This window comes from Streptosporangium sp. NPDC050148, from assembly GCF_055586505.1.
In genome coordinates this window covers 100,468-123,356 of record NZ_JBVJIA010000011.1, presented here as the reverse complement: position 1 = coordinate 123,356, position 22,889 = coordinate 100,468, and the positions used below count along the sequence as shown (strand labels likewise).

General features: G+C 73.0%; 21 protein-coding genes. 10 read left to right on the top strand and 11 right to left on the bottom strand.

The window, feature by feature from the left end; translation table 11 throughout:
* Nucleotides 1-85 precede the first annotated feature (85 nt).
* From ACZ6RT_RS14940 to ACZ6RT_RS14925, 4 genes are all read right to left on the bottom strand, one after another.
* Nucleotides 86-820 carry a DUF7873 family protein gene (locus ACZ6RT_RS14940; RefSeq protein ID WP_399189173.1) on the bottom strand — a complete coding sequence of 245 codons (735 nt, stop codon included), beginning with the start codon at nucleotides 818-820 and terminating at the stop codon, nucleotides 86-88.
* A 155-nt stretch (nucleotides 821-975) separates the two neighbouring features.
* Nucleotides 976-1,809, bottom strand: coding sequence for an ABC transporter ATP-binding protein (locus ACZ6RT_RS14935; protein ID WP_470153935.1), 834 nt, complete (start codon nucleotides 1,807-1,809; stop codon nucleotides 976-978).
* 80 nt (nucleotides 1,810-1,889) lie between these two features.
* Nucleotides 1,890-3,569 carry a protein kinase domain-containing protein gene (locus ACZ6RT_RS14930; RefSeq protein ID WP_470153934.1) on the bottom strand — a complete coding sequence of 560 codons (1,680 nt, stop codon included), beginning with the start codon at nucleotides 3,567-3,569 and terminating at the stop codon, nucleotides 1,890-1,892.
* A 323-nt stretch (nucleotides 3,570-3,892) separates the two neighbouring features.
* Nucleotides 3,893-5,008 carry an alpha/beta hydrolase gene (locus ACZ6RT_RS14925; protein ID WP_470153933.1) on the bottom strand — a complete coding sequence of 372 codons (1,116 nt, stop codon included), beginning with the start codon at nucleotides 5,006-5,008 and terminating at the stop codon, nucleotides 3,893-3,895.
* A 193-nt stretch (nucleotides 5,009-5,201) separates the two neighbouring features.
* On the opposite strand from ACZ6RT_RS14925, the gene ACZ6RT_RS14920 reads away from it, so the two are divergent.
* The 3 genes from ACZ6RT_RS14920 to ACZ6RT_RS14910 all read left to right on the top strand — a co-directional run bounded on the left by ACZ6RT_RS14920 (nucleotide 5,202) and on the right by ACZ6RT_RS14910 (nucleotide 7,682).
* Nucleotides 5,202-5,975, top strand: coding sequence for an ABC transporter permease (locus ACZ6RT_RS14920; RefSeq protein WP_399189178.1), 774 nt, complete (start codon nucleotides 5,202-5,204; stop codon nucleotides 5,973-5,975).
* 135 nt (nucleotides 5,976-6,110) lie between these two features.
* Nucleotides 6,111-6,899 (top strand): ABC transporter permease, encoded by a 789-nt coding sequence (locus ACZ6RT_RS14915; protein ID WP_413224393.1) that lies wholly within the window; start codon nucleotides 6,111-6,113, stop codon nucleotides 6,897-6,899.
* A 3-nt stretch (nucleotides 6,900-6,902) separates the two neighbouring features.
* Complete coding sequence (locus tag ACZ6RT_RS14910; protein ID WP_470153929.1) at nucleotides 6,903-7,682, top strand: ABC transporter ATP-binding protein; 780 nt, start codon at nucleotides 6,903-6,905, stop codon at nucleotides 7,680-7,682.
* A 118-nt stretch (nucleotides 7,683-7,800) separates the two neighbouring features.
* Here the strand turns inward: ACZ6RT_RS14910 and ACZ6RT_RS14905 are convergent, their stop codons facing one another.
* Nucleotides 7,801-8,292, bottom strand: coding sequence for a hypothetical protein (locus ACZ6RT_RS14905; protein WP_470153927.1), 492 nt, complete (start codon nucleotides 8,290-8,292; stop codon nucleotides 7,801-7,803).
* Between the two features lie 103 nt (nucleotides 8,293-8,395).
* Here ACZ6RT_RS14905 and ACZ6RT_RS14900 point away from each other — a divergent pair, with 103 nt between their 5' ends.
* Nucleotides 8,396-8,962: an MFS transporter gene (locus ACZ6RT_RS14900; RefSeq protein WP_470153926.1), complete on the top strand. Its 567-nt coding sequence runs from the start codon at nucleotides 8,396-8,398 to the stop codon at nucleotides 8,960-8,962.
* 70 nt (nucleotides 8,963-9,032) lie between these two features.
* Entirely contained in the window at nucleotides 9,033-9,791 is a 759-nt protein-coding gene (locus ACZ6RT_RS14895) for a YcnI family protein (protein ID WP_399189189.1), read from the top strand.
* Nucleotides 9,792-9,812: 21 nt separating this feature from the next.
* On the opposite strand, the gene ACZ6RT_RS14890 is transcribed toward ACZ6RT_RS14895, so the two are convergent.
* Genes ACZ6RT_RS14890 through ACZ6RT_RS14880 form a run of 3 tightly spaced genes read right to left on the bottom strand, consistent with a single transcriptional unit; the run spans nucleotide 9,813 to nucleotide 12,765 of the window.
* Nucleotides 9,813-10,619: an ABC transporter ATP-binding protein gene (locus ACZ6RT_RS14890; RefSeq protein WP_470153924.1), complete on the bottom strand. Its 807-nt coding sequence runs from the start codon at nucleotides 10,617-10,619 to the stop codon at nucleotides 9,813-9,815.
* Complete coding sequence (locus ACZ6RT_RS14885; RefSeq protein ID WP_399189193.1) at nucleotides 10,616-11,716, bottom strand: FecCD family ABC transporter permease; 1,101 nt, start codon at nucleotides 11,714-11,716, stop codon at nucleotides 10,616-10,618. The genes ACZ6RT_RS14890 and ACZ6RT_RS14885 overlap by 4 nt, the downstream gene beginning before the upstream one ends.
* On the bottom strand, nucleotides 11,713-12,765 hold the full coding sequence (locus ACZ6RT_RS14880; RefSeq protein WP_470153922.1) for a FecCD family ABC transporter permease: 1,053 nt from the start codon (nucleotides 12,763-12,765) through the stop codon (nucleotides 11,713-11,715). The genes ACZ6RT_RS14885 and ACZ6RT_RS14880 overlap by 4 nt, the downstream gene beginning before the upstream one ends.
* A 99-nt stretch (nucleotides 12,766-12,864) precedes the next feature.
* Here ACZ6RT_RS14880 and ACZ6RT_RS14875 point away from each other — a divergent pair, with 99 nt between their 5' ends.
* On the top strand, nucleotides 12,865-13,881 hold the full coding sequence (locus ACZ6RT_RS14875; RefSeq protein ID WP_470153920.1) for an ABC transporter substrate-binding protein: 1,017 nt from the start codon (nucleotides 12,865-12,867) through the stop codon (nucleotides 13,879-13,881).
* Between the two features lie 56 nt (nucleotides 13,882-13,937).
* Here the strand turns inward: ACZ6RT_RS14875 and ACZ6RT_RS14870 are convergent, their stop codons facing one another.
* Entirely contained in the window at nucleotides 13,938-15,029 is a 1,092-nt protein-coding gene (locus ACZ6RT_RS14870; RefSeq protein WP_470153918.1) for a LacI family DNA-binding transcriptional regulator, read from the bottom strand.
* A gap of 395 nt (nucleotides 15,030-15,424) precedes the next feature.
* Here ACZ6RT_RS14870 and ACZ6RT_RS14865 point away from each other — a divergent pair, with 395 nt between their 5' ends.
* Genes ACZ6RT_RS14865 through ACZ6RT_RS14850 form a run of 4 tightly spaced genes read left to right on the top strand, consistent with a single transcriptional unit; the run spans nucleotide 15,425 to nucleotide 20,560 of the window.
* Nucleotides 15,425-16,249 carry a carbohydrate ABC transporter permease gene (locus ACZ6RT_RS14865; protein WP_344908509.1) on the top strand — a complete coding sequence of 275 codons (825 nt, stop codon included), beginning with the start codon at nucleotides 15,425-15,427 and terminating at the stop codon, nucleotides 16,247-16,249.
* Nucleotides 16,246-17,082: a carbohydrate ABC transporter permease gene (locus ACZ6RT_RS14860; protein ID WP_470153915.1), complete on the top strand. Its 837-nt coding sequence runs from the start codon at nucleotides 16,246-16,248 to the stop codon at nucleotides 17,080-17,082. The genes ACZ6RT_RS14865 and ACZ6RT_RS14860 overlap by 4 nt, the downstream gene beginning before the upstream one ends.
* Nucleotides 17,083-17,116: 34 nt before the next feature.
* Nucleotides 17,117-18,478 carry an ABC transporter substrate-binding protein gene (locus ACZ6RT_RS14855; protein ID WP_399189203.1) on the top strand — a complete coding sequence of 454 codons (1,362 nt, stop codon included), beginning with the start codon at nucleotides 17,117-17,119 and terminating at the stop codon, nucleotides 18,476-18,478.
* Nucleotides 18,479-18,523: 45 nt separating this feature from the next.
* On the top strand, nucleotides 18,524-20,560 hold the full coding sequence (locus ACZ6RT_RS14850) for a beta-galactosidase (protein ID WP_470153913.1): 2,037 nt from the start codon (nucleotides 18,524-18,526) through the stop codon (nucleotides 20,558-20,560).
* Between the two features lie 119 nt (nucleotides 20,561-20,679).
* Here ACZ6RT_RS14850 and ACZ6RT_RS14845 read toward each other — a convergent pair whose 3' ends face one another.
* Both ACZ6RT_RS14845 and ACZ6RT_RS14840 read right to left on the bottom strand, forming a co-directional pair.
* Complete coding sequence (locus tag ACZ6RT_RS14845; protein ID WP_399189207.1) at nucleotides 20,680-21,546, bottom strand: ABC transporter permease; 867 nt, start codon at nucleotides 21,544-21,546, stop codon at nucleotides 20,680-20,682.
* Entirely contained in the window at nucleotides 21,533-22,570 is a 1,038-nt protein-coding gene (locus ACZ6RT_RS14840; protein WP_399189209.1) for an ABC transporter ATP-binding protein, read from the bottom strand. Before ACZ6RT_RS14840 ends, ACZ6RT_RS14845 begins: the two co-directional genes overlap by 14 nt.
* Nucleotides 22,571-22,889 lie beyond the last annotated feature (319 nt).

Below are 22,889 nucleotides of genomic sequence, written 5' to 3'. Positions count from 1 at the left end.
GGAAACCGCGTGTCAGTCTGACGTTTCAGTTTCAGTTTTTCGCGCTCTCACGCGTCCCCGCGCTCAAACGGGGAGTTCTTGGAGTCTACCCGAGCAGGTAGCCCAGCACCTTCTCACCGACGCGCTGATAGGTGATCTCGGTGCCGTTGGCCTCCTCGCGGGCGAACTTCACGGCGTTCTGCAGCCTGCCGATCCGCTCCAGGAGCTCGTTGACCCGCTTCTGCGGCACGGCCCCGGAGAAGGTGACCTTCGTCCAGAAGCCCACCACGACGTCCTCGTGGTAGACCTCGACCTGGGCCGGGTGCTTGTCGGTGGCCTCGGCCTTGACGTGGTTGCGGGGCACCTTCTTGGTACGGGTCGTCTTGACCGGCTCGGTCCGCCAGCAGTCGGTGGACTGGTCCAGCGTCCAGGTCTCGGCCGCGTCCAGGACGGGCAGCCTGGCGACGAACGTCTGCAGGTCGACCAGCTGCTTCTCCAGGAAGAGCAGGTAGGTGACGGGCACGTCCTCCAGGAGGGTGGAGCCGTCGACCTTCACGTCGGCCCGCGCCGAGCAGTTGGCCCAGTCCTTGGTGGCCGTGACGTCGAACAGCCGGACCAGCGCGGCACCGACCTGCTTGAGCAGGTCCTCCCCCTGCACCTGCACCCGGGTCGACTCCGGGGGCAGCCGTTCGCCCTCGTCGTCGATGGGCTGGTAGGTCCGCGAGATGCCCGACAGCAGGGCGTTCTTCTGGATCGTGTGGTACGCGTCGGTCACCTTGCGCTGGGTGTCGGACTTGACGCCCTTCTCCACGGCGAGGATCTGGTTCAGCTTGGTCGCCATGCGTGCCACCGTACCGGGAAGATCACCGGTATTCACACTGCTTTTGTGGCTTTGATGGGAATTCGCGCGATCACGACGCGTACGATCCGGCAGCGTGAGGCCGGGTGACGCCCCGGCTCCTCACCCCCCATACCCCGGCACCGGCGGCGCGGGCGTCAGCCCCCCGCGGGGTGAGCGGTACGGACGGCGCGGGCGGACCAGCGGCCGTCGAGGTGGTCGACGCGCAGCGCCCGGCCGAAGCACTCCGACAGGTTCTCCGCGGTCAGCACCTCCCCCACCGGGCCGGCCGCCTGGACGCGGGCGTCGCGCAGCAGCAGGGCGTGGGTGGTGGTGGCGGGGACCTCCTCCAGGTGGTGTGTGACGGTGACCGTGGTCAGCGCCGGGCGGGTCGCCGCCAGGTCCTCCACGGCGGTGATCAGATCCTCGCGGGCGGGCAGGTCGAGCCCGGCGAACGGCTCGTCCAGCAGCAGGATCACCGGATCGGCCATCAGCGCCCTGGCGACGCGGACGCGGGCCCGCTCCCCCTGGGAGCAGACGCGGAAGGGACGGTCGGCCAGGTCCTTGCAGCCCATGTCGGCCAGCAGCCGGTGGGCGCGTTCGTGCTCGGCGGGACCGTAGCGGTCCCACAGCGGGACGCTGGTCCCGGTGTGACCGGTCAGCACGACGGTGTGCGCGGTGGCGCCCTCCTCCTCCAGCAGCTCCTCGTCGACGAGTCGCTGGCTGGCCGCGACGAGGCCGAGGTGGCGGCGCAGCTCCCGCACGTCGACCCGGCCCAGCCGCTGGCCCAGCACGGTGACGGTCCCCTCGGTGGGATGCCGCACGGCCGCGGCCAGCGAGAGCAGGGTGGTCTTGCCCGCCCCGTTGGGACCCAGCACCACCCAGTGCTCCCCGTACGCGACCCGCCAGCCGATGCCGTCCAACAGGGTCCGGCCGACCACCCGGACACCGACGTCGGCCAGCTCCACCGCGCCCGGCATGGGCTCGCCCATCGGTACCCCCTCCGCCTCGGTTCGCGGCGCTCACTTTAACCGATGTGGGGCACCTGTCCGCTCATCACCGGATCGGGCGTTCAGCCCATCTGCAGCGAGGGGCCGGGGCTGGGGACGGGGGTGATGGTCGTCCCCGAAGGTGCGGGGGCGGTGGGCGTCGGGGACGGGCTCTCCCCGTCACCGGTCTGCGGGATCTGGGTGAACGAGGGCCGGGGACCGTTCGAGGCCGTCGGGCAGCCGCCTCTCCCTCCCCTGCGCTTGGCGGTGGCGTCCGCGCAGTCCGACGGCGGGTCCCCGTCGCCGCGCGAGCCACCGGGGTCGCGCGGACGCTCCGGCGCGCGTTCCCCGCCGTCGCCGCCGTCGCCGCCGTCGCCCTCCACGTCGGGCGGCGGGACGGTCCGGGTCGCGGTGACCTGCGCCGTGGAGGGGGTGACCGGGGAGGGCGTGCGCACCCTGCCGACCGGCGGCCGGGCACGGTCGCGGAAGACCGAGGCGGAGGGCGTGTCCGCGGGGACGACCACCGGCACCCGCTCGGGAACCCCGAAGTCGCCGAAGGAGCTCGTCCCGCCACCCCCACCGGCCGCCAGCGCCACGGTCACCGCCGCCATGGAGATCGTGGCCAGTGCCGCGAACCCGGCCTGCGGGAGGTACGCGCCCCGGCTCGACGCGGCCCGACGGGACCGCCGGGCGATCCCCGCCGGGACCGAGGGCTCGTCATGGAGCGAGGACACGGGCGACGCCGACGGTACCGCCGACGCCGGCGACGCCGGCGACGGGACCGGAGAGAACCGCGAGGCCGCCGACGGCACCGGCGGATCGGCGGGCGCCGGAGGCATGGCCGCGAGCCGTACCCTGCCCGCCCCGGGCGTGTGCGGCACCGGCGTCCAGATCTCCGCCAGCACCTCGGCGACCGCCTCGCGCAGGTCCCACGGGTCGCCCACCCCGCCCGCGGCGAGCAGCGCGCCCAGCAGGTCGGCGGCCGCGGGACGGTCGGCCGGGTCCTTGGCCAGGGACGCCTCCACGGCCGGGCGCAGCAGCGCGGGGACCGAGGCCGTCCTGGGGGGCTCGACCAGGATGCGCCGGGTCAGCACGTCCGTCTCTCCGGCGCCGAAGGGATGATGGCCGGTGGCCGCGTACGCGATCAGGCATCCCCAGGCGAAGACGTCGGAGGCGGGCAGCGCGAGCCCTCCGGTGAGCCGTTCCGGCGCGACCCAGCCGGGGCTCCCCATGACCTGCCCGGCCTGGGTGTGCGCGCCGAGGACGTCGACGTCCCTGGCGATACCGAAGTCGATCACCCGGGGGCCGGTGTGCGACAGCAGCACGTTGGCCGGTTTCAGGTCGCGGTGGACCAGTCCGGCCTCGTGCACCGCCACCAGCGCGCCCGCCACCCCCAGGGCGACGCCGTAGGCCAGGTCGGGGGTGAGCGGGCCGTGCGTGGAGACCACCTGCGAGAGCGCGGGCCCGGGCACGTACTCCGAGACCAGGTAGGGGCGGTCACGGTCGGTGCCGTCCTCGACCACCGCCGCGGTGCAGAAGGGCACCACCCGCCGGGAGAATCTCACTTCCTCGGCGAACCGGGCGCGGAGCGTGGCATCGTTGAGATGCACCGGGTGCGGCGTCTTGAGCGCCACCACCCCGCCCTGCGGGTGTTCGGCCAGGTAGACGACGCCCATGCCGCCCGCGCCCAGGCGGCCGAGCAGAAGGTAGCGGCCGATGATGACCGGGTCCCCGACGGTCAGCGGCCGCACACCGGGCGGCATGCCGTTCACGGGACCTGTTCCCCCACGTGCCATCCTCGTTGAGCCTCTCGTGCGCGGGCCACTGCAAGCACACTGTGGCGGGATCACGGTGCCGTTCGCTCCCGACCGGCCGGAAGGGATATGACAGGTAAGGCGAATGATCCCTCCGGGTAAGGCACCCCCGGGGCGGAGGATGTCCCTGGGACGGGACGGAACGCCGTGACCGGCGGGAAGAGGGCACCGGGGCCCGGACGGGAACCCGGGCGAGGGTTCCCCGTGAAGGCTCTGGGCGGAGGGCCTCGACCCGGGCGAGGACTTTCCGTGAAGGCTCCGGGCGGAGGGCCTCAGGCGGCGGAGTCGCGCCGGACGGGGGACGCCGGGTCGGGAGCCTCACGGACGGAGGACTCACGAAGCACGGGCTCGCAAAGCACGGGCTCTCGAAGCACGGGCTCTCGAAGCACGGGCTCGCGAAGCACGGGCTCTCGGACGGAGGACTCACGGACCGCCGACAGGTTCTGGGCGGCCACGACGAACCGGGCGATGTGCGGGTAGACCTCGCGGGCCTCGGGGACGACGTCGGCCAGGATCGCGAAGACGTGCGGCATGCGCGGCCACTCCTCGTACGTGACCGGCACCCCGGCCGCGCGGGCCCGCTCGACCACCCGGCGGCCCTCGTCGCGCAGGACCTCGGTGGAGCCGGTGACGACCATCAGCGGGGGCAGGCCGGTGTAGTCGCCGAGCACCGGGGAGAGCAGGGGGTCCCGGGGGTCGAGGCCGGAGGTCCAGCGGCGGGCGAGCCAGGCGACCCGGCCGGCCGAGATCATCGGGTCCAGCAGGCGGTTGACCGTACGGGGGTCGCCGGTGAGGTCGGCCCACGGCGACAGGCACACGGCGGCGGCCGGCAGCGGCAGCCCGCGGTCGCGGAGCGCCAGGAGCGTGGCCAGGGTGAGGTGGCCGCCCGCGGAGTCCCCGGCGAAGACCACGTCGCGGGGCCGGTGGCCGTGCTCCAGCAGGCACAGGTAGGCGGCGGTCGCGTCCTGGAGCGCCTCGGCGGGCCGGTGCACCGGGCCCTGGCGGTAGTCGACGGCCAGTACCGGACGCCGGGTCGCGGCCGACAGCCGCCAGGTGATCGGCCGGTGGGTCGCCGGGGAGCAGGAGAAGTAGCCGCCGCCGTGGAAGTAGAGCAGGACCCTGTCCTCGTCGAGGTCCTCACCGGCCCGTACCCACTCCCCCGGGCAGGAGCCCGCCGCGGCGGGCGTCACCCGGACGCCGGTGGGCAGCCGGAGCGGGACCCTGCCCGCCAGCGAGACGATCCTGGAGGCCGCGACGAACCCCAGGTCGGTCCTGAGCAACAGGCCGGACATGGGCTTGAAGGTGCCGCGCATCACCGCGTTGAGGGCCGCGGCCTGCCAGCTGAAGGGGTAGGCCGGATTGACGTCCACATCGATCTCGTCGCGCATGGGACCTCCTTGAGGAGATATTCCCCGTCGCGCCCTTTTCTACCGGCGAGTAGGTATGCCGGGACGGTGACCGTCGCGTACCGCGCACCACCCTGACCCGCGGGTCGTGAAAATCCGTTGCCCGCCGTACGGGCACTCAGGAAGATAGGAGGGTTGCCCTCATTCCCGTCGGGAGGCAGTCTTCCTGCTCTACATGCGCATCGCCGGGTACGGTTTCCGCCGCCACTCCGCCTACCGCGCCGCGGCCGTCGCCGGAGCCTTCACCAACACGGTCTTCGGCATCCTCCGCGCCTACGTCCTCATCGCCCTCTGGGAGGCCCGGCCCGGCCTCGCCGGGTACGACGTCCTCGACGCCGTCACCTTCTGCTTCCTCAGCCAGGCGTTCATCGGTCCCATGCAGGTGTTCGGGGGCGGCCTGGAGCTGTCCGAACGCGTGCGCAACGGTGACGTCGCCCTCGACCTGGTCCGTCCCGCGTCCCTGCAGCTGTGGAGCCTCGCCGACGACCTCGGCCGGGCCGCCTACCTGTTGCTGCTGCGCAGCCTGCCCCCCACGTTCGTCGGCGCCGCGCTGTTCGGGTTCGTCGTCCCGGCCGACCCGGTGACCTGGCTGTCCTTCGCGGCCGGGTTCCTGCTGGGGGTGATCGTCAGCTTCGCCCTGCGCTACCTGATCGCGCTGTCGTCCTGCTGGGTGCTCGACGACCGGGGCGTGCAGTCGCTCTCGCTGGTGCTGACGCTCTTCTTCAGCGGCATGATCCTGCCGTTGAACCTCTTCCCCGGCTGGCTCGGCACTCTGGCCTCGGCCCTTCCCTGGTCGGCCATGGTGCAGGTCCCCGCCGACCTCTACCTGGGCAAGCGGGACGTCCTCGAGGCGCTGGGATTCCAGGCCGCCTGGGCGGTGGCCCTGCTGGCCCTGGGAGCCCTGGCCACCGCCGCGGCCCGCAGGAAGGTGGTGATCCAGGGTGGCTGACCACGACACCCCCGGCCCTCCCGGCACCCCAGGCGCCCCCGACCTTCCCGACCTTCCCTGCACCCCCGGCACCCCCGGCACCCCCGGTGCTCACCGCTCCGCCGATCGCGTCCGGCCGTCCGCCGGGAGCACGCGATGACGAGGACCTATCTCCTGCTGGCCTGGACCTGGCTGAGGGCCTCGGCACAGTACCCGGGGCCGCTGGTCATGATGATCCTCGGCTCGCTCGTGGTCAACGCGCTCGACGTGGTGGCGATCTGGGTGATCTTCGAGCACACCGACTCGCTGGGCGGCTTCGGCCTGTCCGAGGTGATGTTCCTGTACGGCACCGCGGGCCTGTCCTTCGCCCTGGCCGACATGCTCTTCGGCAACGTCGACCGGCTCAGCCGGCACATCAGGACCGGCGGTTTCGACACCATGCTGATCCGCCCGGCGAGCGCGTTCGTGCAGATGGCCGTCGACCGCTTCGGCGTGCACCGCTTCGGCAGGACGCTCCAGGCCGCCGTCGTCCTGGGCCTGGCCCTGTCCGCGCTCGCCCCGCCCTGGGACAGGGCTTGGATGATCCCGGTGATGGTCGTGTGCGGGACCGTCATCTTCACCGCGATCTTCACCCTCGGCGGGGCGGTGCAGTTCCTGCTGACCGACGCCCCCGAGGTGGCCAACGCCTTCACCTACGGCGGAAGCACGCTGACCCAGTATCCCCTGAGCGTGTACGGCTCCGAGCTCGTCAGGGGCGTCACCTTCGTGGTGCCGCTGGCGTTCGTGAACTGGCAGCCCGCGCTGTTCGTGCTCGACCGCGACGACCCCTTCGGCCTGCCCCACTGGCTCCGCTTCGCCTCTCCCCTGGCGGCCGTCGCGCTGGCCGCCGTCGCCGCGCTCGCCTGGCGGGCGGGCATCCGCCGCTACCGCTCGACGGGAAGTTGACACATGATCGAACTCGACCGGGTCGGCCGCTCGTTCACCGTGGGCCGCCGCAGGAACAGAAAGACCGTGCACGCCGTACGGGATCTGTCGTTCACCGTAGGAGCCGGGGAGTTCGTCGGCTACCTCGGCCCCAACGGCGCGGGCAAGTCCACGACGATCAAGATGCTCACCGGGATCCTGGCGCCCACCGCCGGCAGCATCCGGGTCGCGGGGCTCGACCCGGCGCACCGGCGGGTCGCGCTGGCCCGCAGGATCGGGGTGGTGTTCGGTCAGCGGACCACCCTGTGGTGGGACCTGCCGCTACGAGACAGTTTTTACCTGATCCGTCACCTTTACAAAGTAGATCAACAGGATTTCCGACGCAGGCTGGCCGAGCTGACCGAGTTGCTCGGGCTCGGCGAGTTCCTGTCCACCCCGGTCCGCCAGCTCAGCCTGGGACAGCGGATGCGCGGCGACATCACCGCCGCACTGCTGCACGACCCCGCCGTGCTGGTGCTCGACGAACCCACGATCGGGCTGGACGTGGTCAGCAAGGTCGCCCTGCGCGACTTCCTCCGCCGCCTCAACGCCGAGCGCGGCACCACCGTCCTGCTCACCACGCATGACCTGGGCGACATCGAGAAGCTCTGCCGCCGGGTGATGCTGATCGACCACGGCACGCTGGCCTTCGACGGCACCCTCGACGCCCTGCGCGCCACCGCCCCCGAGGAGGGGTCCATCGAGGACGTGGTCGCCCGGCTCTACGCAGGCTCCGCCCCGCCGTCCTCCGCGGAAGGCGGGTGAGCGCCCCGGACGACCGGTGACCGGTGGACCGGTGACCGGTCGTCCGGGGGCGGGGGTCCGGGTGAGGGGACGGATCGGCGAGCGGCGGGGGGACGACAGGGCGGGACCTCGACCGTGGTCAGTACACCCGGTCGTCGGGATCGGCGTACTTCTCCTCGTCCCGGGGACGGGACGTCCAGCGGGAGGGCATCAGCGCCGGCAGGAAGAGCAGGACGCCGAGCAGGGTGTAGATCCCGGTGGTCAGCAGCAGGCCCATCCCGCGCCCGGCCTGCAGGAGCGCCTCGGGAGAGGCCGGGTCGTGGGGGGCGAGGGCCAGTGCGCGCCTGGCGTCCAGGGCGTAGACCATGCTCCAGGCGAGCAGGACCATCGAGGGGACGAAGGTGGCCAGCGGTGAGACGCGACCGGCGACCACCAGGCCGACCACCAGCCCGATCCCGGCCATCGCCGCCAGGGCGACCCAGGTCGACGGCCCGCTCTCCGGCCAGGCCACGGACGGATCGGCGTCCGGGAGGAAGAGGGTCGCGCCCGCCTTGCGGGTCGCCCAGCCGGCTCCCAGGAGCAGCACCGCGGTCACGACCAGCCCGGTGAGGAGTCCAAGGACGTGCCGCATGCCTACCACCCCGGTCCACAGGACGAGTCGCGGTCGCCGCCACGATATCCGTAAAAACCGGCCGGTGGCAGGGGCGTCCGGGCGTGAGAACATATGGGTCACCATGCGCGCACGGCTACCGTTACGGCTCGTGCGGGCGGCCGCCTTCTCGGCCGTCTGCGTGACGCTCGCCGTCCTCGGCCACGTGGCCGCGGGAGGGCCGGGACCGGCCCCCTGGGCGATGGCCGCGGGAGGGTCGGCGGTCATGGCCGCGGCCGTGCTGCTCGCCGGGCGCGAGCGGTCCGCGTCGACGATCAGCGTCGGCCTGTCGGCGCTGCAGCTCTCGCTGCACGAGCTGTTCGCCCTGGGCGACGTCACGGGGGTGCCGTCCTGGCACCCGCACGGCAGGGGGCTGGGCGAGGGCCTGGGCATGCTCGTCGCGCACCTCACCGCGACACTGATCACCGGGTGGTGGCTGGCCCGCGGCGAGACCGTGCTGTGGGCGCTGCTCCGCTCGGCGCACCGGCGCCTCGGCGCGCTGTTCCGGCTCGCGGCGTCCCTGCTGCTCCGTCCCGCGGCGGAGGCCGGGATCCCGCCGCACCGGGTGACCCCCCGGGCCGTTCCCCGTCCCGGGCGCACCGTCCTGCGGCACTCCGTCAGCCGGCGTGGTCCTCCACTGCCCGTCGGCTGATCCGATCCGGAAATTTCCTTTCATCACCGGCTGTGTCCGGTTTTTTGAGCCGTCGAAGTGGAGATGCACCATGTCGTTTTCCCGTGCCTGCCGCCGCCTGGCCGCCCTCACCGCGGGGGTCACCGCCCTGACCCTGGGGCTCGCCCTGCCCGCCCTGGCGCACGTCACGATCAACCCCTCCAGCGCCCAGCAGGGCGGTTTCACCAAGGTCGCCTTCCGGGTCCCGAACGAGCGCGACGACGCCTCGACGACCAGGCTGGAGGTGACCTTCCCCGTCGACCACCCGCTGGCGTTCGTCTCGGTCAAGCCGGTCCCCGGCTGGGACGTCAAGGTGGTCGAGGGCAAGCTGCCCAAGCCGGTCACCACCGAGTACGGCGAGGTCACCGAGGCGGTCACCAAGGTCACCTGGTCGGGAGGGAAGATCGAGCCCGGCCAGTTCCAGGAGTTCGAGGTCTCGATGGGCGCGCTGCCCACCGACGTCGACCGGCTGATCTTCCCGGCCGTGCAGACCTACAGCGGCGGCGAGGTCGTCCGCTGGGACGACGAGCCCAAGGCGGACGGCTCCGAGCCCGAGCACCCGGCTCCGGTGCTCACCCTCACCCCCGCCGCCGCCGAGGGCGCCGGTACCGGGACGTCCGCCTCGGCGGCCCCCGCGTCGACGTCCCCGGCGACGCCCTCGGCCGCCGGGGCCACCCGGCCGACGGCCACCGCCGTGGTCTCCGGGGCCTCGGACGGCACCGCCCGCCTGCTCGGCGGGGCCGGGCTGGTGCTCGGGCTCGCCGGGCTCGTGCTCGGCGCGCTCGCCCTGCGCCGGGGCCGTACGGCCTGACCCCCGCCGGACGGACGCGTCCTACCCCTCCCGGCGGGCCCGGCCCGGGGAGAGGGTGGCGACGGGGATCACCAGCGGGGTGCCGGTCACCGGGTCCTCGATGACCCTGGCCTCCAGCTCGAACACCTCGGCCAGCAGGTTCTCGGTGAGGACCTCGGCCGGGGTGCCCGCGGCGACGATCCCGCCGTCGCGCATGGCCACCAGGCGGTCGGCGTGGCGGGCGGCGAGGTTGAGGTCGTGCAGGACCATCACCACGGTGCGGCCCAGCTCGCGGTGGAGCCTGCGCACCAGTTCCAGCACCTCGATCTGGTGGGCCAGGTCCAGGAAGGTCGTCGGCTCGTCGAGCAGCAGCAGGTCGGTGCCCTGCGCGAGGGCCATGGAGATCCAGGCCCGCTGGCGCTGCCCGCCGGACAGCTCGTCCAGCGGGCGGTCGCCCAGCTCCAGCAGGCCGGTCATGGCGAGGGCCTCGCCGATCGCGGACTCGTCGTCGGACGACCACTGCCGGTACCAGGTCTGGTGGGGATGGCGCCCCCTGGCCACGAGGTCGGCGACGGTCAGCCCCTCGGGTGCCGACGGCGCCTGCGGCAGCACGCCCAGGATCCTGGCGACCTCCCTGCCGGGCATCCGGTCGATGCGCTTGCCGTCCAGCAGCACCTCGCCGCCCGAGGGCCGCAGCAGCCGGCCCAGGGCACGCAGCAGGGTGGACTTGCCGCACCCGTTGGGCCCGATGACCGCGGTCACCGTCCCGTCCTCGATCCCGAGGTCGAGGCCGTCGACGACCACGCGGTCGCCGTACCCCAGCCTGACGTCGACGGCTCGCAGTCTCACGTACGGCCCCTTCTGCGCACACGGACGAGGAGATAGATCAGGTAGGGGGCGCCGAGGACGGCGGTGACCACGCCCACCGGCAGCTCGACGGGGCTGAAGGCGGTGCGGGAGACCAGGTCGGCGCCGCTGGTGAGGACCGCGCCGGTCAGGGCCGACACGACCAGCGGGGGCTGTGCCACCCCGGCCAGGCGGAGCGCGATCTGCGGGGCGGCCAGGGCGACGAACGAGATCGGCCCGGCCGAGGCCGTCGCCGTGGCGGCCAGCAGCACGGCGGCGAGGATCATCAGGCTCCTGGCCAGGTTCATCCGGACGCCCAGGCCGGTCACGGTGTCGTCGCCGAAGCGCAGCGCGCCGAGCGAGCGGGTGCCGATCAGCGTCGGCGGGACGAGCACGGCGAGGGCGAGCGCGACCGGCAGCACGTGTTCCCAGCCCCGGCCGTGCAGCGAGCCGCTGATCCAGACCATGGCCCGGCCGGTGTCGTTGACGTCGCCGACGGTCAGCAGCCAGTACTTGAGGTTGACGCAGACCGCCGAGACGCCGATGCCGATCAGGACGAGCCGGTAGCCGTCCAGGCCCCGGCGCCAGGCCAGCAGGTAGACGGTCAGCGCGCCGGCGAGGCCGCCCGCCAGCGCCGTGACCGGGACGCCCACCCCGGCGAGGACGCCGCTCGTGCCGCCCCAGGTGTTCCCGGCCGCCACGATGACCGCCACCACGGTGACGCTGGCGCCTCCGGTGACGCCCAGGATGTCGGGGCTGGCCAGCGGGTTGCGGGCGACGGCCTGGGTGATCGCCCCGGCCAGGGCGAACGCCGCGCCGACGAGGGCGCCGGTCAGCGCGCGGGGAAGCCGGAGCTCCATGACGACGAAGTGATCGGGACCGTCACCGGTGATCGCGGCGAGGACGTCCAGGACGCCCATCGGGATGTCGCCGAGGCGCATGCCGAGCGCCATGAACAGCAGCGTGAGCGCCAGCAGGGCCAGCGTCGCGGTGACGGAACGCGGCCGCAGGACCCAGGAGACGGGACCGGCGCGCAGTGCCCGGCCGCCCGGCGGGGTCCCCGCCTTCCGGGGTGTCCCCGGGGACACGGTGCGGATCACAGCCGCACCGGCTTCCTGCGCCGTACCAGGACGATGAAGAACGGGGCGCCGGCGAGCGCGAGGACCACGCCGACCTCCAGCTCGCCGGGGTGGGCGACCACGCGGCCGATCACGTCGGCCAGGAGCAGGATCGTGGCCCCGGCGAGGCCGGAGTACGGCAGCAGCCAGCGGTGGTCGGGCCCGGAGAGCGGCCGGGCCAGGTGCGGGACGATCAGGCCGATGAAGGCCAGTGACCCGCAGACCGCCACCGAGGCCCCGGTGAGCAGGGTGATCGCGGTGATGCCCACGGCGCGGGTCAGCGTGACGTTCCGGCCGAGCGAGCGGGCCACGTCCTCGCCCAGCGAGAGCGCGTTCAGGCCGGGCGCGTTGACCAGCGCCACGACGAGACCGGCGACGATGAAGGGGAGCACCTGCCAGGCCACGTCCGGCCCCTTGGCGGCGATGGAGCCCGCCTGCCAGAAGCGGAAGATGTCCATGGTCTGCTCGTCCAGGAGCACCAGGGCCGAGGTGAGCGCGTACAGGAAGGCGCTGACGGCGGTGCCGGCCAGGGCGAGGGTCACCGGTGTGGGACCGCCCCGGCCGCCGGCCATGCCGAGGGCGAACACGCCCGCGCTGGCCAGCAGGGCTCCGGCGAGGCCGAACCAGATGTAGCCGTACGGGCCGGTGACGCCCAGGGCCAGGATGGCGAGGACCATGGCGAACGCCGCGCCCTGGGTGACGCCGAGCAGGCCGGGATCGGCCAGCAGGTTGCGGGTGTGGCCCTGCATGAGGGCGCCCGCGACGCCGAGGGCGACACCGGCCATGACGCCGATGGCGGTCCTGGGCAGGCGCAGGGACCGGACGACGATGTCGTTCTCGGTGCCGATGGGGGCGGTGAGCGCGTGCCAGACGTCGGCCGGGGGAACCGGTCTGGCGCCGACGGCGACGCTCAGCACGGCCGCCACCGCCAGCGCGGCCGACAGCCCGCCGAGCACGAGGAGCCGTCGGCGACGGACGTTCCGGCCGGCCGGAACCGGCGCGCGGCCGGGAGCCGCCGTCGTCGCGATCACCTGAGCTCCCCTTTTGTTGCCGGACCCGGACGAGTATGCCACCTTAGGTAAAGCTAAGCTAAATAAGGCTTACCTAATCTTTACGAGGAGACCGACCAGATGAGAGCACTGCGCGTCCTGGCCGTCGGAGTGGCGGGAGCGGTGCTGTCCGCCGGTCTCGCCGCCTGCGGTTCGAGCACCTCCGGCACCGCGGCGGGCACCCCCGGCTCCTCCGGCTCCCCCGCCCCGGCGGCGAGTTCCACGACGGCCTTCCCCCGTACGGTCGAGCACGCCATGGGCAAGGCCGAGATCCCGGCGCGGCCCAGGCGGGTCGTCGCCCTCGACCAGAGCTTCGTCGACGCGGTGCTGACCCTGGAGACCGACGTGGTCGGCTACACCACCTACCGGTCGATCGAGGAGAAGCTCCCCGAGTACCTGACGCCGGTCCTCGGCCACGCCAAGGAGGCCACGTCGGTCGGCACCCTGGAACAGCCCAGCCTGGAGCGGATCGTCGCGCTCAAGCCCGACCTGATCGTCTCGGCCAAGGTCCGTCACGAGGCGCTGTACGAGAAGCTTTCGCAGATCGCGCCGACCGTGTTCAGCGAGACCACCGGCGCCCTCTGGAAGGACAACCTCACGCTCATGGGCCGGGCCCTGGGCAAGGAGGAGCTCGCCACGCGGAAGATCAAGGAGTACGGGGACCGCGCCGCCGCCATCGGTGAGTCGATCAAGGCCAGGGACGGCGAGCTGCCCACCGTCTCCGTGGTCCGCTTCGCGGGTGAGCCGACCGTCCGCCTGTACGTGGAGAACTCCTACTCGGGCCTGGTGCTGAAGGACGTCGGCTTCCCGCGCCCGGAGGACCAGCCGACCGTCACCGACACCATCATCGTGCCGATCAGCCAGGAGAACATCTCCCAGCTCGACGCCGACCACATCTTCGTCGCGGCCTATCCCGACCCGGCGGTCGGGGCGGTCAAGGAGAAGTTCGAGTCCAACCCGCTCTGGGGCAAGCTCAAGGGGACCCGGCACGACGTCGACGACACCGTCTGGATGAGCGCCGTCGGCATGCAGGGCGCGCACGCCCTGCTGGACGACGTCGCCGAGATCTTCAAGGTCGACCCGGCGAAGACCTCCTGACCCACCTGGCCCTCCCGGTCCCCCGCTCACGCGGGCTCACGAAAACTCACTGGGACTCACTGGGACTCACTGGGACTCACTGCGCGTTCCTCTCGGGCGGGACGGCCGTGCCAGGGGCCCGAGCTGCCGCGCACGACCAGCTCCACCGGCACCAGGTGGGTCTCGCCCGGGGCCTCGGTCCGGGTGCGGATCTGCTCCAGCAGGATGTCGACGCAGAGCTGGCCGTTGCGGTCGAAGTCCTGGCGGATCGAGGTGAGGCCGGGCCAGAAGTAGGCCGACTCCGGCATGTCGTCGAAGCCGACCACGCTGACGTCGCCGGGGACCGCGCGGCCCGCCTCGTGCAGCGCGCGGATCACGCCCAGGGCCATCTGGTCGTTGGCGGCGAAGACGGCGCTCACCTCGGGGCGTCCGGCCAGGTAGGCGCCGATCAGGTGGCCCGACCCCGCGGTCCAGTCGCCGAAGAGCACCCGGGGGACCTCCCGCCCGGCCCGCTCCAGGGTCCGCCGCCAGGAGGCGTGGCGGTGCCGGGCGGAGTTGGAGTCCTGCGGCCCGGCCACGTGCCAGACGGTCGGATGGCCGAGGTCGAGCAGGTGCTCGGTGGCCAGGCGCGCGCCGGCCGCCTGGTCGGAGTCGACCACGGGATAGCTGTGGCCGCCGTAGCCGTCGGAGAGCACGACGGGAACGCCGGGCGGCAGGCGCAGCGTCCGCATGTCGAGCACCTCGGACTCGATGATCACCACTCCGTCGACCGCCTGGGTGCTGAGCCTGGTGAAGGCGTCCCGGAACTCCTGGTGGGTCGGGGCGGTGATGCCGACGAGGTTGATGGAGAAGCCGGCCGCGCGGGCCGCGGTGGCGATGCCGTCCAGGGTGCGCACGTTCCCGTACCGGCTGAGCGTGAAGCTGATCACCCCGATGGTGCCGAACCTGCCGGTGGCCAGCGCGCGGGCCGCGCTGTTGGGCTGGTACCCCAGCGCCCGCATCGCGCTCAGCACCCGTTCCCGGGTGGCGTCCTCGACGTTGGTGCGGTTGTTGGCCACCCGGGAGACCGTCTGGGGCGACACGCCGGCCAGCCGGGCCACGTCCGCCATGGACGGAGCGCCGTGGCCGCGTCCCCTGCCGGCCCGTGATCCGTCGTCGACCGCCGTCACCCGATCTCCCCTCTCCCCGCAGAAATGGTGCCACGTCGCCGCGGTTCCCGGTCCCCTCGTGGCAGCGCTAACACCCTAGCGCCCCGCAGTTCAGAGGCGGAGGGCGCGCGTTACGGAAATGTTTCCTGCTCACGTCGGCAATCTATTGACGTCGTCGAGGGCGCGCTGTGATGCTCATGCCGTGCGGCCATGGCAGCGCTAACATGGACAAGGAGGGCAGACGTCATATGACAGACACGCCCGTCGGCGCGAGGGTGGCACGACCCCCCACATCCCCGGCCTCCGTGGCCTCCCCGCCTCCCCCGGGCTCCCCGGGGTCCCCTGGAAGCCCGGGGAGCCCGGGGAGCCCGCCGTCCAGGAAGCGCCCGCGCACCGGCTCGGCACGGCGGCCCTGGGTGGGCTGGGCCTTCGCCGCCCCGTTCTGCGTCGTCTTCCTGTTCGCGATCGTGACGCCCCTGGCCTACGCGCTCTACCTGAGCCTCTTCCAGGACCGGCTGGTCGGCGGCAACGTCTTCGTCGGCCTGGCGAACTACGCCGCCGCCTTCCAGGACCGGCTGTTCCACACCGGTCTGCTGCGGGTGGGGCTCTTCCTGGCGGTGCAGGTCCCGGTCATGCTCGCGCTCGCCCTGCTGGTGGCGCTCGTACTGGACAGCGGGTGGCTCCGCTTCGCCGGCGCCTACCGTCTCGGTGTCTTCGTGCCGTACGCGGTCCCGAGCGTGGTCGCCGCCTTGATGTGGGGCTACCTCTACGGCGACGAGTTCGGCCTGCTGGGCGGCCAGGCGCTGTCCGGCTCGTGGATCCTGGCCTCGATCGGCAACATCGTCACCTGGGAGTGGACCGGCTACAACGTGCTGATCCTCTACGCCGCGCTGCGGGCGGTCCCCGGCGAGCTGTACGAGGCGGCGGCGATCGACGGCGCCGGTGAGATCCGCAAGGCCGTCAGCATCAAGCTGCCCGCGCTGCGCCCGGCCCTGCTGCTCGCCGCGATCTTCTCCATCATCGGCAGCTTCCAGCTCTTCAACGAGCCCAACGTGCTGACCACGCTGGCCCCGGCGGAGATCACCACGTACTACACGCCCAACATGTACGCCTACAACCTCGCCTTCAACGGCCAGCAGTACAACTACTCCGCCGCGGTCGCCGTGGTGCTCGGCGGCGTGACCATCGTCGTGGCCTACGCCGTGCAGCTGGTCACCGCCCGAAGGGAGCGCCTGTCGTGAAGCGCGCCGTGCTCACGGTCCCGATGCTGGCCATGCTGCTGTACTGCCTGCTCCCGCTGGTCTGGCTGTTCTTCAGCGCGACCAAGACCAACGCCGGGCTGTTCGACAGCTTCGGCCTGTGGTTCGCCGACGACTTCGCCCTCCTCGACAACGTCCGCCAGGTCTTCACCTACCAGGACGGCGTCTACGGCCGCTGGTTCCTCAACACCGTGCTCTACGCGGTCGCCGGGGCGGGCGGCGCCACCGTGATCGCGGCCCTGGGCGGCTACGCCCTGGCCAAGTACGACTTCCCCGGCTCGCGGGTGCTGTTCGCGGTCGTGCTGGGCGCGATCACGGTGCCCACCACCGCGCTCGCCGTGCCGACGTTCCTGCTGTTCACCCGGCTCGGCCTGGTGAACACGCCGTGGGCGGTGCTGATCCCGGCGCTGGCCAGCCCGTTCGGTCTCTACCTGATGCGCGTCTACGCCGCCGACGCGGTGCCGACCTCGATGATGGAGGCGGCCCGCCTGGACGGGGCCGGGGAGCTGCGCATCTTCCTGGCCATCTCGCTGCGCCTGCTGCGGCCGGGCCTGGTGACCGTGCTGCTGTTCACCCTCGTCGCCACCTGGAACAACTACTTCCTGCCGCTGATCGTGCTGAGCGACCCGGCCTGGTATCCGCTGACCGTCGGGCTGAACCAGTGGAACAGCCAGGCGGGCAGCGCCGCGGGCGGCCAGGCCGTCTACAACCTGGTGCTCACCGGGTCGCTCGTCGCGATCGTCCCGCTCGTCGTCTCCTTCCTCCTCCTCCAGCGTTACTGGCAGTCCGGCCTGTCGGCCGGTGCCGTCAAGTAGCACCCCCCACCACCGTCCCCGGAGGTTTCTCACCATGCGTCCTGCCACGCGGGCGGCCTCGGCCGCCGCGCTCTGCCTCTCCCTGCTCACGCTGGCCGCCTGCGGCGGCTCGCCCGTTCCCCCCTCCGGCGCGCCGGCCGCCGGGGCGAGCGCCGGGGCCGCCGACATCGACAAGGCCCTGCAGACCGACACCACGCTGACGTTCTGGTCGTGGGTGCCCAACATCGACAAGACGGTGGCGCTGTTCCAGCAGAAGTACCCCAAGGTCAAGATCAACCTGGTCAACGCCGGGCAGTCCGCCGCCCACTACACCAAGCTCCAGTCCGCGGTGAAGGCCGGCAGCGGGGCGCCGGACGTGGCGCAGCTGGAGTACTTCGCGCTGCCGCAGTTCGCGCTCTCCAAGGCCGTGGTCGACCTCAACGCCTACGGCGCGGCCGAGCTCAAGGAGAAGTTCAGCCCCTCGGCGTGGGACCAGGTCAACGTCAACGGCGGCGTCTACGCGGTCCCGCAGGACACCGGCCCGATGACGATGTTCTACCGCACGGACGTCTTCGAGCGGCTGAAGCTGGAGCCGCCCAAGACCTGGGACGAGTTCGTCACGGTCGCCGAGAAGATCAAGAAGGACGACCCCGGGAACTTCATCACCAGCCTCGACCCCGGTGACGCGGGCGGCGTCGACAGCCTGATCTGGCAGGCGGGCGGGCGGCCGTTCGCCATCGAGAACGCCACCACCACCCGGATCGACTTCCTGGACGAGGGCGGCAGGCGCTGGGCCGAGATGTGGTCGAGGCTGACCAGGGACAAGCTCGTCGACCCGGTGGCGGGCTGGAACGACTCCTGGTGGAAGGACATGGCGAGCGGCAAGTACGCGATGTGGATGGCGGGGGCCTGGGCGCCCGGCGCCATCGAGAGCACGATCCCGCAGAGCAAGGGCAAGTGGCGCGCCGCGCCCATGCCCGCCTGGGACGCCTCCGCACCGTCCAACGCCGAGAACGGCGGCTCGGGCGTGTCCGTGCTCGCGCAGAGCAAGAACCCGCTCGCGGCCGTGGGCTTCGCCCGCTGGCTGAACACCGACCCCGAGGCGATCAGGTCGCTGAACACCGCCTCCGGCCTGTTCCCCGCGACCAGGGAACTGCTGGAGAGCCCGGAGTTCCTCGACGCGAAGATCCCGGTGCTGGGCGACCAGCAGGCCAACAGGGTGTTCGCCGAGGGAGCCGCCCAGGTGGGCAAGGGCTGGCAGTACCTGCCGTTCCAGGTCTACGCCAACAGCGTCTTCAAGGACACCGTGGGCCAGGCGATCGCCTCCGGCACCGACCTGGGCGCGGCCCTGACCGCCTGGCAGCAGCAGATCGCCGGCTACGCCCGGCAGCAGGGCTTCACGGTCTCCGGCTCCTGACCCCCGCTCCCGCCCCCGCTCATCACCGGAAATATCACCAGAAGGATGGACATGCCGCAGCGCTGGATCCGCTGGCCCCGGCCCACCGGCCTGGCCTACGGCGCCGACTACAACCCCGAGCAGTGGCCCGAGGAGGTCTGGCACGAGGACGTCCGGCTGATGCGCGAGGCCGGGGTCAACCTGGTCAGCGTGGGGATCTTCTCCTGGGCCCGGCTCCAGCCGGCACCGGACCGCTGGGACTTCGGCTGGCTGGACCGGGTCCTGGACCTGCTCCACGAGGGCGGTGTCGCCGTCGACCTGGCGACCGCCACCGCCTCTCCCCCGCCGTGGCTGACCCACGCCCACCCGGAGATCCTCCCGGTGGACCACGAGGGCCGGCGCCTGCACCACGGCGGGCGCCAGGCCTGGTGTCCCAGCTCCCCGGTCTACCGCGAGCACGCGCTGCGGCTGACCGAGGAGATGGCCGTCCGCTACGGGGGCCACCCCGCCCTGGCCCTGTGGCACGTCTCCAACGAGCTGGGCTGCCACAACGCCCGCTGCCACTGCGACGTCTCCGCGGCGGCGTTCCGGGTCTGGCTGCGTGAGCGGCACAAGACCCTGGACGGTCTCAACGCCGCCTGGAGCACCGACTTCTGGAGTCAGGTCTACTCCGACTGGGAGGAGATCCTGCCCCCGCGGCTGGCCGCGTCGTACGTCAACCCGACCCAGCAGCTCGACTTCGCCCGGTTCTGCTCGGACGCGCTGCGCGACCAGCTCCGCGCCGAGCGCGACGTGCTGCGCCGCGTCACCCCGGACGTCCCGGTGACCACCAACTTCATGATCATGGGTGAGACCAGGAACATGGACTACGCCTCGTGGGCGGGTGAGGTGGACCTGGTCTCCAACGACCACTACCCCGACGGGGCCAGGGCGCGGCCCGAGATCGAGCTCGCCTTCTCGGCCGACCTGACCCGGGGCGTGGCGGGCGGCGCGCCGTGGCTGCTGATGGAGCACGCGACCGGCGCGGTGAACTGGCAGCCGGTGAACGTCGCCAGGCCGGCCGGGGCGATGCGGCTGGGCAGCCTGGCGCACGTGGCGCGCGGCGCGGACGGCACCTGCTTCTTCCAGTGGCGGGCCTCCCGCGCGGGCGCGGAGAAGTACCACTCGGGCATGGTCCCGCACGCCGGCACCCGGTCCAAGATCTGGCGCGAGGTGGTGGGGCTCGGCCGCGACCTGGGCGCGCTCGCCGAGATCGCCGGTTCCCGGGTGGTCAGCGAGGTGGCCATGGTCTTCGACTGGGAGGCGTGGTGGGCGGCCGAGCTGGACTCCCACCCCAGCGACCGGATCCGCTACCGCGAGCTCGCCCTGGGCTGGTACGAGGCCCTGTGGCGGGCGGGCGTGTCCGTCGACGTGGTCCCGCCCGGCACCGTCCTGGACGGCTACCGCCTGGTGCTGGCCCCGACCCTGCACCTGACCACCGACGAGACCAACCGCCGCCTGGCCGACCACGTCGAGGCGGGCGGCCACCTGCTCACGACGTACTTCTCCGGGATCGTCGACGAGAACGACCACGTCCGGCTCGGCGGCTACCCCGGCGCCTTCCGCGACCTGCTGGGCGTGCGAGTGGAGGAGTTCTTCCCGCTGCTGCCCGGCGCCACGGCCACCGTGCACACCGAGGTCGCCGGGCCCGCGTGGACGGCCACCGAGTGGACCGAGCTCCTGGAGACCTCGACCGCCACGGCCGTGGCCCGATACGCCGACGGCCCGCTCGCCGGCGTCCCGGCGGTCACGGTCAACTCCCACGGCGCGGGCCGGGCCTGGTACGTCGCCACCCGGCTCGACCCGGGGGCCGTCGCCGCGCTGCTCGCCCGCGTCCTGGCCGAGGCCGGTGCGGGCCCGGTGGCCGAGGCCACCCCCGGCCTGGAGGTGGTACGGCGCCGCGGCCCCGAGTCCGACTTCCTGTTCGCCCTCAACCACTCCGCCGCCCCGGCGTGGCTGCGCGCGGGCGGCACCGACCTGCTCACCGGCACCGAGCACGCTCCCGGCGGCCGGATCGAGGTGCCCGCGACCGACCTGGTGGTGCTGCGCGTCCCCCGCCCGTGACGCGGTCCGCGCGGGAGGGCCCCCGGGCCGCGTTCCGGTGCGACGCGACCGTCACCCCGGCGGGCGGCGCGTCGGCCGGGGTACCGCGGTCCACCCGGGACGCCGCGCGGGGCCGGGGATCAGGCGGTGACGTCCTTGCCGGTGAAGCGGGCCCAGGCGACGGAGCCGAACACGACGGCGTAGACGGCGAAGACCAGCAGTCCCCGCCCGAGGTCGCCGGTGGCCACCGGGTCGCGCAGCACCGCGTCGAAGCCGTCCCACCAGTCGGTGAGCAGGTACGGCCGGATCACGGCGAGCTGCGGGAGGCTCCCCAGCACCTGGGCCACGATGACGATGACCACGGTCCCGGCGATGGCCCCGATGGAGACCTCGGTCAGGGTCGACAGGGCCAGCGCCACGGCGGCCAGGGCCGCCATGCCCGCGGCGACGTACAGCACGACGACGCCGATCCGCAGCAGGCCGTCCAGGAAGGGGATCGTCCCTCCCGACAGCAGCGTGACCGGCCCCACCGGGAACAGCACCAGGCCGCTGAGCAGGGCGGCCAGCGCCACCACGCCGACCGCGGCCAGGCAGAAGACGGCCACGCCGGTGTACTTGACGGCCAGCAGCCTGCTCCGGCCCGCGGGCGCGGTGAGCAGGTAGCGCAGCGTGCCGATGCCCGCCTCCCCGGCGATCGCGTCGCCGGCGACGATCGCGACGACGACCGGCAGGAGCAGCTGCACCAGCAGGAAGAGCGAGGCGAAGGCGAGGAACATCCCGTTCCCGGTGACCTGCCCGAAGATCCCCGGCCCCTCGCCCTCCCCGGGGCCGCCGAACGTCCGCAGCGCCACCCCGAACAGCACCGGGATCACGGCGAGCACCGCGAGCATGGCGAGGTTCCTCGGCCGCCGGAAGATCAGGCCGAGCTCGGAGCCGAGCAGCCGCAGCCACGCCCGGGGGGCGCCCACCGCCCTGACGACGCCCGTGCCCGCGTCAACCGTCGACATCGAATCCCTCCCCGGTCAGGCCCACGAACACGTCCTCCAGGCTCGGCCGCTGGACGACCAGGCCGCGTACGGCGACGCCGTCGGCGACCAGGGCGGCGCACACCCGTTCGGGCGCGGCGGTCCCCAGCACCGCGCCGACCTCCTCGTCCCCGGAGTGGACCTCCGTCAGCCCGAGCCCGGCCAGCACGGCCGCGGCCCGGACGGTGTCGGGGGTCCGCACCCGGATCCGCATCGTCTCCCCGCCCAGCAGCTCGGTGATGGTCCCCTGGACGATCAGCCGTCCCGCCCGCATGATCGCGGCGTGGGAGCAGACCTGCTCCACCTCGGCCAGCAGGTGGGAGGAGACGAACACGGTCGTCCCCTCGGCGGCGATCTCCCTGACCAGGGCCCGTACCTCCCGGGTGCCCTGCGGGTCCAGGCCGTTGGTCGGCTCGTCGAGGACGAGCAGCTCCCTCGGCCCGAGCAGCGCGGCGGCGATGGCCAGCCGCTGGCGCATGCCGAGCGAGTACGCCCGGTAGCGCTTCCCGGCCGCGGAGGCCAGGCCCACCCGCTCCAGCGCGAGCCCGATCCTGGCCGAGACGGTACGCGGGTCGGCCGAGGGGTCGGCGGCGTCGTAGCGGCGCAGGTTGGCCTCGCCCGACAGGTAGGGGTAGAAGGCCGGCCCCTCGACCAGCGCCCCCACCCTGGGCAGCACGCCGTTCATCCCCCCGGGCATCGGCGTGCCCAGCAGCCGCCAGCTTCCGGCCGTCGGCGTCACCAGGCCGAGCAGCATGCGGATGGTGGTGGTCTTGCCCGAGCCGTTGGGACCCAGGAAACCGAAGACCGATCCGGTGGGCACCGCGAGGTCGAGGGAGTCCACCGCGACCTGGCCGCTCCTGAACCGCTTGGTCAGCCCGGCGGTGACGATGGAGAACCCCTCGCCGTCGTCCGGGCCCCGCACGGCGTCCCCGAGGCCCCCGGCGTCCTTGGCGTCCTCGGCGTTCCCGGTGGCCCTCGCGCCCTGCGCGTCCGTCACGGCGGTCACGGCGCCCCCGTTCCCGTGTCCGTGTCCGTCCGGATGCCGGTGCGAACGCCCTTTCCCGGGCCCGTCCGCGCCCCCGTGCGCGGCCGCGGCCTCGCCGGGTCGTCGTCCCGGGCCCGGCCGGTCCCGGCGTTCTGCGTGATCGGCACTTCTCCCCCATCGCTCGTCGTGCCCGTCGGTCGTCCCGGCGAGGCCGGGCCCCCGGTCCCGGGGGGGGGGGGGGGGGGGGGGGGGGGGGGGGGGGGGGGGGAGGGGGGGGGGGGGGGTGGGGTGGGGGGGGGGGGGGTGGTGGGAGGGGGGGGGGGGGGGGGGGGGTAGGGGG

Excerpts from the sequence above, each read along its gene's own strand:
- ACZ6RT_RS14940 (WP_399189173.1), bottom strand. The coding sequence starts at position 820 with ATGGCGACCAAGCTGAACCAGATCCTCGCCGTGGAGAAGGGCGTCAAG.
- ACZ6RT_RS14935 (WP_470153935.1), bottom strand. The coding sequence starts at position 1,809 with ATGGGCGAGCCCATGCCGGGCGCGGTGGAGCTGGCCGACGTCGGTGTC.
- ACZ6RT_RS14930 (WP_470153934.1), bottom strand. The coding sequence starts at position 3,569 with ATGCCGCCCGGTGTGCGGCCGCTGACCGTCGGGGACCCGGTCATCATC.
- ACZ6RT_RS14925 (WP_470153933.1), bottom strand. The coding sequence starts at position 5,008 with ATGCGCGACGAGATCGATGTGGACGTCAATCCGGCCTACCCCTTCAGC.
- ACZ6RT_RS14920 (WP_399189178.1), top strand. The coding sequence starts at position 5,202 with ATGCGCATCGCCGGGTACGGTTTCCGCCGCCACTCCGCCTACCGCGCC.
- ACZ6RT_RS14915 (WP_413224393.1), top strand. The coding sequence starts at position 6,111 with ATGACGAGGACCTATCTCCTGCTGGCCTGGACCTGGCTGAGGGCCTCG.
- ACZ6RT_RS14910 (WP_470153929.1), top strand. The coding sequence starts at position 6,903 with ATGATCGAACTCGACCGGGTCGGCCGCTCGTTCACCGTGGGCCGCCGC.
- ACZ6RT_RS14905 (WP_470153927.1), bottom strand. The coding sequence starts at position 8,292 with ATGCGGCACGTCCTTGGACTCCTCACCGGGCTGGTCGTGACCGCGGTG.
- ACZ6RT_RS14900 (WP_470153926.1), top strand. The coding sequence starts at position 8,396 with ATGCGCGCACGGCTACCGTTACGGCTCGTGCGGGCGGCCGCCTTCTCG.
- ACZ6RT_RS14895 (WP_399189189.1), top strand. The coding sequence starts at position 9,033 with ATGTCGTTTTCCCGTGCCTGCCGCCGCCTGGCCGCCCTCACCGCGGGG.
- ACZ6RT_RS14875 (WP_470153920.1), top strand. The coding sequence starts at position 12,865 with ATGAGAGCACTGCGCGTCCTGGCCGTCGGAGTGGCGGGAGCGGTGCTG.
- ACZ6RT_RS14855 (WP_399189203.1), top strand. The coding sequence starts at position 17,117 with ATGCGTCCTGCCACGCGGGCGGCCTCGGCCGCCGCGCTCTGCCTCTCC.
- ACZ6RT_RS14850 (WP_470153913.1), top strand. The coding sequence starts at position 18,524 with ATGGACATGCCGCAGCGCTGGATCCGCTGGCCCCGGCCCACCGGCCTG.
- ACZ6RT_RS14845 (WP_399189207.1), bottom strand. The coding sequence starts at position 21,546 with ATGTCGACGGTTGACGCGGGCACGGGCGTCGTCAGGGCGGTGGGCGCC.